At 64.3% G+C, this 9,135-nt stretch carries 10 protein-coding genes and 1 pseudogene; 9 read left to right on the top strand and 2 right to left on the bottom strand.

Annotated elements, in window-relative coordinates; genetic code table 11:
* Positions 1 to 32 precede the first annotated feature (32 nt).
* The 3 genes and pseudogenes from AC1Q7Q_RS06225 to AC1Q7Q_RS06215 all read left to right on the top strand — a co-directional run.
* A pseudogene (locus AC1Q7Q_RS06225) lies at positions 33 to 722 on the top strand (helix-turn-helix domain-containing protein); the annotation flags it as partial.
* Between the two features lie 63 nt (positions 723 to 785).
* Positions 786 to 1,472 (top strand): Vgb family protein, encoded by a 687-nt coding sequence (locus AC1Q7Q_RS06220; RefSeq protein ID WP_492373847.1) that lies wholly within the window; start codon positions 786 to 788, stop codon positions 1,470 to 1,472.
* A 103-nt stretch (positions 1,473 to 1,575) separates the two neighbouring features.
* Positions 1,576 to 2,031 carry a hypothetical protein gene (locus AC1Q7Q_RS06215; RefSeq protein ID WP_492373846.1) on the top strand — a complete coding sequence of 152 codons (456 nt, stop codon included), beginning with the start codon at positions 1,576 to 1,578 and terminating at the stop codon, positions 2,029 to 2,031.
* Positions 2,032 to 2,156: 125 nt separating this feature from the next.
* Here AC1Q7Q_RS06215 and AC1Q7Q_RS06210 read toward each other — a convergent pair whose 3' ends face one another.
* A complete protein-coding gene (locus AC1Q7Q_RS06210; RefSeq protein ID WP_492373845.1) occupies positions 2,157 to 2,387 on the bottom strand; it encodes a hypothetical protein in 231 nt (76 codons plus the stop codon).
* Positions 2,388 to 2,689: 302 nt separating this feature from the next.
* On the opposite strand from AC1Q7Q_RS06210, the gene AC1Q7Q_RS06205 reads away from it, so the two are divergent.
* From AC1Q7Q_RS06205 to AC1Q7Q_RS06180, 6 genes are all read left to right on the top strand, one after another.
* A complete protein-coding gene (locus AC1Q7Q_RS06205; RefSeq protein ID WP_492373874.1) occupies positions 2,690 to 3,700 on the top strand; it encodes a LysR family transcriptional regulator in 1,011 nt (336 codons plus the stop codon).
* Between the two features lie 138 nt (positions 3,701 to 3,838).
* The gene (locus AC1Q7Q_RS06200; protein WP_492373844.1) at positions 3,839 to 4,807 is read left to right on the top strand and encodes a Bug family tripartite tricarboxylate transporter substrate binding protein; all 969 of its coding nucleotides are present in this window, start codon (positions 3,839 to 3,841) and stop codon (positions 4,805 to 4,807) included.
* A gap of 10 nt (positions 4,808 to 4,817) precedes the next feature.
* Positions 4,818 to 6,041 (top strand): CaiB/BaiF CoA transferase family protein, encoded by a 1,224-nt coding sequence (locus tag AC1Q7Q_RS06195; protein WP_492373843.1) that lies wholly within the window; start codon positions 4,818 to 4,820, stop codon positions 6,039 to 6,041.
* Between the two features lie 38 nt (positions 6,042 to 6,079).
* Positions 6,080 to 6,238 carry a hypothetical protein gene (locus AC1Q7Q_RS06190; protein ID WP_492373842.1) on the top strand — a complete coding sequence of 53 codons (159 nt, stop codon included), beginning with the start codon at positions 6,080 to 6,082 and terminating at the stop codon, positions 6,236 to 6,238.
* An 18-nt stretch (positions 6,239 to 6,256) separates the two neighbouring features.
* Positions 6,257 to 7,129 (top strand): enoyl-CoA hydratase-related protein, encoded by an 873-nt coding sequence (locus tag AC1Q7Q_RS06185; RefSeq protein ID WP_492373841.1) that lies wholly within the window; start codon positions 6,257 to 6,259, stop codon positions 7,127 to 7,129.
* 229 nt (positions 7,130 to 7,358) lie between these two features.
* A complete protein-coding gene (locus tag AC1Q7Q_RS06180; RefSeq protein WP_492373840.1) occupies positions 7,359 to 8,108 on the top strand; it encodes a carbon-nitrogen hydrolase family protein in 750 nt (249 codons plus the stop codon).
* 87 nt (positions 8,109 to 8,195) lie between these two features.
* Here the strand turns inward: AC1Q7Q_RS06180 and argC are convergent, their stop codons facing one another.
* The gene (argC, locus tag AC1Q7Q_RS06175) at positions 8,196 to 9,125 is read right to left on the bottom strand and encodes an N-acetyl-gamma-glutamyl-phosphate reductase (RefSeq protein ID WP_492373839.1); all 930 of its coding nucleotides are present in this window, start codon (positions 9,123 to 9,125) and stop codon (positions 8,196 to 8,198) included.
* Positions 9,126 to 9,135: the final 10 nt, after the last annotated feature.

The raw sequence follows: 9,135 nt of genomic DNA, 5'->3' as shown, positions 1-9,135 counted from the left end.
CGCCCCCCCCCCCCCCCCCCCCCCCCCCCCCCCACGCCGGCATCCCCGCGCTGACGGCAGAGGTCCAGAGCGCATTCCTCGTCCTGAAAACGCCCGCGGCGCGCCTGATTGCGCGTGGCGAGGAGCGGTTCCTGCTGCTCGATGAGGTGGAAGCGTTGCTGGCGTCCAAGGCGCTTGTCGTGGACGCGTGCCGTCATGCCGTGCGTGACGCGGGCACGGTGGTCTCGCTGGCAAGGCGTCCGGTGCTGTTCGCGCTCGCACGCGCGCTGGCCGAAGCGTGGCCCGCGGACGTGCCGAGGGACGCGCTCGTTGCGCGGGCATTCCGCGCCAAGCATGCCGATGCGTCGCATCGCGCGCGGCTACGCGTTGAAATCGGGCGGCTTCGCTCGGTGCTCGGGCCGCTGGCCGGCGTGAGCGCGACCCAGCGGGGGTTTGCGCTGGTGCCGCGCGTCGCCCGTGAGGTTGTCGTGCTGGCGAGGCCCGTCGACGAAGCGCACGCGGCGGTGCTCGCCTTCGTTGCGGACGGTGAGTCATGGTCTAGCTCGGGCCTGGCGGTGGCCCTTGGCGCCAGCCAGCGCACCGTGCAGCGGGCGCTCGACGCGCTTGCGGCAACAGGCAAGGTGCAGTCGTTTGGCCGCGGGCGCGCGCGCCGCTGGCTGACGCCGCCCGTGCAGGGATTCACGACGACCTTGTTACTCCCCGCGCCACTGCCGGGTGACTAGAATGCGCTTCATGGATTGCACTTCACTACAGCGGATTCACTACAGCGTGACGAGGATGGAAACATGAAACGATCAGCGGCCGAAATCATTCGCGAGTATGGTCCCTTTCCGGGTGTCGACAACGTGCATGGGGTCACGTATGACGGTCAGCAAGTCTGGTTTGCCACCGGCGACAAGCTGATCGCGCTGGATCCGGCGAGCGGGAAGACGCTGCGCTCGATGGATGTCGCCGCACACGCAGGAACGGCCTTCGACGGCCAGCACCTGTTCCAGATCGCCGAGGATCGCATCCAGAAGATCGATCCGCAGACCGGCCGCGTGGTCGCCACGATTCCGGCCCCCGGCGGCGGCAACGACTCGGGACTTGCATGGGCTGAAGGGACGCTCTGGGTGGGGCAGTACCGGGAGCGCAAGATCCATCAGGTCGATCCCCAAACCGGGGAGATTCTTCGCACCATCGAGTCCAATCGCTTCGTCACCGGGGTCACATGGGTCGAAGGAGAGCTCTGGCACGGCACCTGGGAAGGTGAGCAGAGCGAGTTGAGGCAAGTCGATCCCCGCACGGGAAAGGTCCTGGAGAGCATCGAGATGCCAGGCGGCGTCGGCGTGTCGGGGCTCGAGTCCAATGGCAGCGACCAGTTCTTCTGCGGAGGCGGAAGCAGCGGGAAGGTAAGAGCCGTGCGCCGGCCCGGGCGAGGCGGCGCGGCCGGCAGCGCCGCCGGGATCCCTGTTGACGCCACTAGCAAATAACCGAAGCGCCCCTAACGGGCGAGGGTGGCGGCTTGAGGGGCCGCCTGATGCCCGTCGCTAAACGGTATATACTGTTTAGCCTGTTTCTGATTTGAGAATTACCGTGAATTCACCCATCATCAAGCCGCCGACGAAAGAGGTCTTTCATTTTCCGACGAGCGCGCCAGTAGCCGACAGCAACGCAGCCGCCCCCAAGGGGAAGACGCCAAGGGGCTCGGGTAGCAAGAAGGCCGTGACCAAGGCCGCAACGAAGGCCGAGACGAAATCCCAGAAGAGCAAACCATCGAAGGTGGAAGCTCGCACCGATGTGGCCGCGCCGAAAAAAGCGCAGGGCGCCAAGAAAGAAAAGGTGCTGCGTGACAGCTTCACGATGCCGAAGTCCGACTACGCGAAGCTCGCCGAGCTCAAGCAGCGGTGCCTCGACGCGGGCGTGCACATCAAGAAAAGCGAGATCCTGCGCGCCGGATTGCAGCTGCTTGCTGCAAGCTCGCCGAAGCAATTGCTGAGCGCGGTCTCAAAAGTCGAAGCCATCAAGACCGGGCGTCCCGCCAAGGCCTGAGCGGCGTGCCTGGGGCGGCGGGTTCCGGCAGCGGCGAGAGCGCTTCCGGCAGCGGCGAGAGCGCTTCGGGCCACGCCGGGCGCTCGTAGCGCGCCCGCGCGGCCTGCCGTCGCCGAAACATCGGCCTATCCGTGTTTTGCCGAGTCCTCGAACTTGGCAAACACCCGAGCCTGGACAGCATCCATGACGGCGAGGACCTGCGCATCGGCGGGTGCACTTGCTGTCACGCCAGTCGCGTCCTTCGGTTTTGAGCCGACCGGATAGCACACAAACTCCGTATCGAACCTGCCTGCCGATTCCTTCTTCAGGCGCCGGTTGAGTGCCTTGAGGTATTGCTTCTTGGTGGTCTTTGACATAGGTGCCTCGGTCCTCCGTGCAGTTGCAAATAGCGGGGCGCAAGCGTCGTGACGTAGGGTCCCCGTTTTCGTTGAAGTGCCTCCACGACTCTCTTCTTCGCCAACGATAGAACATAGTCCAGGAAGGTCCCATTGGTCAAATGTGCGCCCCGGGGCTGCTGGAGGTGGCCCAGTGCAGGCTCTGCGTTTGTGTCACCATCCAGGCACAGCCGCCAGGCAGGTCAACATGGCCAGATGTGGGTTGTTCGGGGTCGTCGCCGAGCAGGATGGCGCAGATGCCGCGCTGGCTCCGTGCGACCAGAATCGCCCCCAGCCGCCAGGTACTATCATGTGGCCCTGTCTACGATAGCGTGGAGCCCGAAATTAAAGCAGGCAAAGCTAACCCGATGTCCGGTCTGGACCGGCTGGGCAATGTTGACTTCCATACGTTGTACGCGCTTGCCGCCCTGTTGCGAGGCCGCAGCGTATCGCGCGCGGCGGCCCAGATGGAGGTGTCGCAGCCGGCTATGAGTCGAACCCTCGATCGCCTGCGCAACGTCTTCCAGGATGCCCTGCTGGTGCGTGAAGGCAACCATATGCTGCTGACCTCGCACGGCAAGGAGTTGCTGCCGATCGTGGAAAAACTGCTGGAAACCACGGCCCAGTTGGCGGGGGCCAATGCGCCCTTCGATGCCGCCACCCACGTGCGACACTTCTCGCTGGCCTGCAATGAGCATATCCAGCTCTCGCTGGCCCCCTCCTTGCTAAGCGCACTGCGGTGCGCCGCCCCCTCCATCACGGCACAGTTCAGTCCATTGCATCGGAGCGGCGCCGTTGATGCGTTGGCAAGCGGCGAACTCGATCTCTGCATCGGCTCGGCCTTTCCCTCCGCACCCGGGATCCGCACTCGGTTCCTATACTCCGAGGCCTTTGTCTGTGTGATGCGCAAGCCGCGCCGTACCGGGGCGAATGCACGGATAAGCCTGAAGGATTTCTGCAACCTGCCTCACCTCGACGTCTCGCCAACCGGCCTCACCCTGCTCGGTGAACTGATCGACCGGACCATCCGCAAGCAAGGTGGCTCGCGCCGGGTGGTGTACACCATTTCCAGCTTCATGGCGGCGCCGCAGATCGTCAGCGAGACCGACATGATCTGCGCCATCCCGGCAAGGACAGCCAGGCGACTGGCCTTGCCAGATAACGTTGCGGTGGCCGAACTTGCCTTCGAGGCGCCTGCCACGGATGTCTCGATGTTCTGGCACAACCTCACCCACCGCGACGCGGCCTGCGCTTGGCTGCGCGCCGAGATCAGCAACGTACTCCCCGCGCACTAACACGATTACAAGGTCATACCAGCAGTGGTATGGCTGATATATACCCACCCCGATTGGTGCCGTGTCTGTGGCTGTCTATTCTGCAGCCACGCGAGCCAGAGACAGAGCTCGCCCCCGATCAGTTAGCGTGGAGACAAGATGAACAGACGCACCTCACTGCGCCTTGCCGGAGCGGTCGCATTGCTCTTGCTGGCGCAGCCCTTCAACGCGGGCGCCTACCCTGATAAGCCAATCCGACTAGTCGTATCGTTCCCGCCCGGCAGCGGCGCCGATACTACTGCGCGCTATGTCGCGCAGAAGCTCGGTGAGCGGCTGGGCAAGCCGGTGGTGGTGGAGAACCGGCCCGGTGCCAACAGCTTCATCGCATCCATGGCCGTGGCCAGCGCGGACGCCGATGGCCACACGATCTTCCTGGCCAGCAATTCACCGATGGCGACCAATGTTGCCATCTTCAAGCGCTTGCCATACGACCCCGTGAAGGACTTCGCACCGGTGGCCCGGCTGACGCGTGGCGTGATGGCGGTGGTGGTGCCAGGCTCTTCGGGTGTGAAAACGATCGGCGACCTGGTAGCGCGCAGCCGGGCCCAGCCTGGCACGCTCAACTATGGCGCTGGTGCGGCCTCATACCAGGTCGCCACCGAACTCTTCCTTCAACTTGCCGGTGGCCGCGCTACGCCGGTGCCCTACAAGGGCGTGGCGCCAGCTTTGTCGGACCTGGCTGGCGGCCAGCTCGATTTCGCCTTTGTCGACCTCGGCGCCGTCGTTCCCTTTCTCCAGTCCGGCAAGGTTCGATTGCTGGCTGTGAGCAGCGATCGGCGCTTCGACGCCTTCCCCAAGGTGCCGACGCTGCAGGAGTCGGGCTTCCGGGACTACTACATGGTCAACTGGACCGGCGCTTTCGTTCCGGCTCGTACGCCGGCGTCCGTCGTCGACCTGCTCGACAAGCAGTTGCAGGCGATCTACCGCTTGCCCGAAACCGCGATGAAGGTGCGGCAATCCTACGGCGAGCCGTTTGTGGGCGATGCCAACGAACTGAGGCGCTTCCAGCTTGAGGAAATCAGCCGCTGGGAGCAGGCAGCCCGGCAGGCCGGGATACAGAAACAATGAGAGCCATATCATGACGACGAACCTGACCAAGAGCGTGACCGAGCAACTTCCGGCTCGCCAGCTTCCCCTTGCCGGCCTGACCGTACTCGACCTGGGCCAGATCTATCAGGGTCCCTACTGCGGCTTCCTTCTGGCGATGGCCGGCGCCGACGTAATCAAGATCGAACCACCACATGGCGAGCCGGTGCGCGCGCGCCGCGAGTCGCTGTTGCCCCTGGCCATGCTTAATTCCAACAAGCGCGGCATCACGCTCAACTTCAAGACCGAGCAAGGCCGCAGCGTCTTTCGTGACCTGGTGGCCAAGGCAGACGTGGTGCTCGAGAACTTCATGCCGGGCGTGATGGAGCGCCTCGGCCTCGGGGCCGAGGCGCTGCTGGAGATCCAGCCTCGCTTGGTCTACGCGTCCGCCTCGGGCTACGGGACCAGTGGGCCGAATCGCGATCATCTTGCCATGGACCTGACCATTCAGGCCATGAGCGGCGCCATGCACGTAACCGGCTATCCCGACAGCCCCCCGCTCAAGGCAGGGCCGGCCATCAGCGATTTCCTGGGCGGTATCCACCTCTATGGGGCCATCGTCTCGGCCTTGTTCGAGCGCGAACGCAGCGGCCGCGGAAGGATTGTCGAGATCGCCATGCAGGACACGATGTATCCTGCTCTCGCCTCAAACCTGACGATGTATTACGAGGACCCGGAACGCAATCCGCGCACCGGAAACCGGCACGGGGCGCTCGCAATGTCGCCCTACAACACCTACTCGGCCAAGGATGGCTACATCGCCATTATCTGCGTCACCGAAGGCCACTGGCCGGGGCTGTGCCAGGCGATGGGGCGCCCCGACCTGGGTGGACAGGAGCGCTACGCGACGCACGCCTCGCGTTGTACGGTGATGAGCGAGGTGGACGAACTGGTTGCCTCCTGGACCTGCAACCTCACGCGCGCCGAGATCATGACGGCTGGCCAGGCCCATCACTTTCCCTGCGCGCCGGTTCGCACGCTCGATGAGGTCGTGCACGACCGTCATATGCACGAGCGCGGCATGCTGAACTATGTGATGCATCCCAAGTTGGGCGAGGTGGTCCTGCCCAACAGCCCCTTGCGCTTTCACCAGTCGCCGCCGTTGGCACTGAGGCCCAACCCGGACCTCGGCGAGCACAACAAGGCGGTACTGAGCGAGCTTCTCGGACTGTCGGCCGCGGCAATCGACACCCTGCGCCAGCAAGGCGCGTTCTGAAGCAAGAACCAGCCTCCTGCCAAGAGAAAACACCAGCCATGTCAGATTTCGTCCAGATTGTCCGCGAGGACGGCATCGCCGTCATCACGCTGAACCACCCGCATACCCGCAACGCCATTGCGGACGATCTCCGCCAGCATGCAGGCGCTGGCGCACAGCACCGAAGCGCACCGTCAGGCGCTGCGCTTGATGACTGAACGCGTGGGGAGAAAATCATGAGCGCGGCCAGCCCCAATACCAACACCAATGCCAATACCAATACCAACGAGACCATCCTCTGCGACGTGGCGAACCGGATTGCCGTCATTACCCTCAACCGGCCGGACCAGCTCAACGCCTGGAACTCTGAGATGGAAGCTGGACTGCGCACCGCACTAGAGCGCTGCCGGGACGATCGCGAGGTCCGTGTGATCGTGTTGACCGGGGCCGGAAAGGCCTTCTGCGCAGGCGCCGACTTGTCGGCGGCGCGCGCGCGGCTGGCGGAGTCCAGCCCGCGACACGCCAGTACTACGGCGGCTCACGCGCCCAACGATGTCGCCGCCCGGGAGGACTTTGGCCAGCGCTACAGCTATTTGCTGGCGATCGGCAAGCCCATCATCTGCGCCCTGAACGGTGCCGCAGCCGGGGTCGGCCTGGTGCTCTCACTCTATTGCGATATCCGCTACGCCAGCCGCGAAGCGCGGCTGGTGCCGGCATTCGTGCGGCGCGGGCTGGCCGCCGAACACGGCATAGCCTGGATGCTGCCCAGGATGATCGGCCTGTCACGTGCGCTCGAGTGGCTGATGAGCGGCAGGTCAATGGGCGCGCAGGAGGCCGAACAGGCCGGTCTGGTTTCCGCCGTGTTCGAAGCCGATCGCTTCCTGCCGACGGTGCTCGAACGCGCCGCAGTATTGGCCGCCCTGTGCTCGCCTAGCGCAATGGCAGCGGCCAAGCGACAGTCGTACCGCGCGCTCGGCCAGACTCTAGGTGAAAGTGTTGCGCAGGCCGAGCGCGAGATCGCGGCTTCATTGCAGGGGACCGACTTCCGTGAGGGCGTAGCGGCGTTCCTCGACAAACGCCAGCCTTCGTTCTCGGGACTGGGACGCTGAGCGGCGTGCCTGCACGGCCCATCCCGGCCAGTTTCGCTTGTTCGACTGTTCGACTGTTCGACTGTTCGACATTGGTGTCGGGATCGTCGACAATCTCAATGCTCTTATTCGGTATTGCGTTCCTCACTTTGTGCGGCCTTGGCGGCACAGGGCAATGTGACGGCGGTCGATGGATACCGAGCCGCATTCCCGGACGTCTTATCTGATTGACCGTTGAGAGATCCCCACGATGTCAGCGTCTTTCGTCGTAGCAGCAGTCCAGTCCATTTCCGTCGCCGGTGACATACAGCAGAACGTCGACCGGCATCTCTCGTTTTTACGCGAAGCCGCCGCGAGACGCGCGCGTCTCGTCGTCTTTCCCGAGCTTTCGCTGACCGGATACGAGAGCACCATTGCGAACGAAGTCGCAATCCACAACGACGACGCGCGACTCGCGCCCCTGCGTCACGAATGCACGCGAAGCGGACTGACCGCCGTCGTGGGCGCTCCCTTGCGCTTCGACGATGGGGTGCGGATCGGCGCGCTGACGTTGACACCGGACGGCAAGGTCACCAGCTACACGAAGCAATACCTGCATCCAGGAGAAGACGCGACCTTCGCGCCCGGATCGGGCGGGCCGCCGATTTCCGTTGACGGCGAGACTGTCGCGCTCGCCGTTTGTGCGGACACGGGCCATCCAGAGCATGCAGCGCAAGCATCCACCATGGGTGCGATCCTGTACGCGGCGGGCGTGCTATTCACCGCGAACGGTTACGCTGCGGATACCGCGTTGCTCCGGCGCTATGCGGCACAGCACCGCTTCGCCGTGCTGATGGCTAACCACGGCGCAGACACAGGCGGATGGTCATCCATAGGCAAGAGTGCGTTTTGGGACGAGCACGGCCGCTGCGTCGTCGCGGCGGACGGACCCGGGGCCGCGCTGGTCATCGCGAGCAGGGCCGACGCCGGCTGGCACGGTGAAGTCGTCTCGTTGCGATGAACCCATTTGAGTGGTGCATCTGTATCGCCACGCCGTGTTGGGGGCCGGGCAAGCGAAGCGTGTTGACCGCTAGCCCGACCTCGGCCACTATTGCCGCGTGAGCATCAGGTTCAGGTTCTGAACCGCAGCGCCGGATGCGCCTTTGCCAAGATTATCGAACACCGCGGACAGCAGGACGTGCCCGTGTTCCATGTTGGGAAATACGCTTAAGCGCATGTCGTTCGTACCGTTCAGCACTTGTGGATCCAGGTGTTTCAAGGCGCACGATTCGTGCAGCGGCAAGACATGGACGTGGGCCGCCTCGGCATAGTGGCGTGCGAGGCATGCCTGTAACGTGACGCCATCCACGTCGGGTGCCAGCAGCCGCAACGCCAAGGGCACCGTCAGCACGATGCCCTGGCGGAACGCACCCAACGCAGGGACAAAGATGGGACGCTGCGCGAGCCCGGCGTGCTGCTGGATCTCCGGGGTGTGCTTGTGCGCGAGTTCCAGACCATATACCTGGTATGAAGGCGCGTTGACGGCACCCTGTCCCTCATGTTCCTCCACGCCGGCACGCCCGCGTCCGGAGTAGCCCGACACCGCATGAATGCTGATAGGGTAGTCGCCTGGTATGAGCCCGGCCTGCAACAGGGGACGCAGCAAGCCAATCGCGCCGGTCGGATAGCAACCGGGATTGGTGACCCGACGTGCGTTGGCAATGCGCTCAGCCTGTCCCTGCGTCATTTCCGGAAAGCCGTACGTCCAGTCCGGCTGTGTGCGGTGGGCGGAACTTGCGTCGATGACCCGGACGGCAGGATTCACAATGGAGTCCACTGCCTCGCGCGCGGCAGCATCCGGCAAACAGAGGATGGCGATGTCGCAGGCATTGATGGCTTCTGCGCGACGCCGCGGATCCTTGCGTTCCGCAGCGGCAAGCGTGAACAGTCTAAGGTCGGTCCGGTTGCGCAGCCGTTCGTGGATTTGCAACCCGGTGGTGCCTTGGTCGCCGTCGATGAAAACAACGGGAGAGCTCATACGTGGAATA

The sequence above is a fragment of the Cupriavidus sp. GW823-FHT07A04 genome, from assembly GCF_058794615.1.
This window is presented reverse-complemented; position numbering and strand designations above follow the sequence as displayed.

Coding starts and splice junctions, on each gene's coding strand:
- AC1Q7Q_RS06220 (WP_492373847.1), top strand. CDS start 786: ATGAAACGATCAGCGGCCGAAATCATTCGCGAGTATGGTCCCTTTCCG.
- AC1Q7Q_RS06210 (WP_492373845.1), bottom strand. CDS start 2,387: ATGTCAAAGACCACCAAGAAGCAATACCTCAAGGCACTCAACCGGCGC.
- AC1Q7Q_RS06200 (WP_492373844.1), top strand. CDS start 3,839: ATGAACAGACGCACCTCACTGCGCCTTGCCGGAGCGGTCGCATTGCTC.
- AC1Q7Q_RS06195 (WP_492373843.1), top strand. CDS start 4,818: ATGACGACGAACCTGACCAAGAGCGTGACCGAGCAACTTCCGGCTCGC.
- AC1Q7Q_RS06190 (WP_492373842.1), top strand. CDS start 6,080: ATGTCAGATTTCGTCCAGATTGTCCGCGAGGACGGCATCGCCGTCATC.
- AC1Q7Q_RS06185 (WP_492373841.1), top strand. CDS start 6,257: ATGAGCGCGGCCAGCCCCAATACCAACACCAATGCCAATACCAATACC.
- AC1Q7Q_RS06180 (WP_492373840.1), top strand. CDS start 7,359: ATGTCAGCGTCTTTCGTCGTAGCAGCAGTCCAGTCCATTTCCGTCGCC.
- argC (WP_492373839.1), bottom strand. CDS start 9,125: ATGAGCTCTCCCGTTGTTTTCATCGACGGCGACCAAGGCACCACCGGG.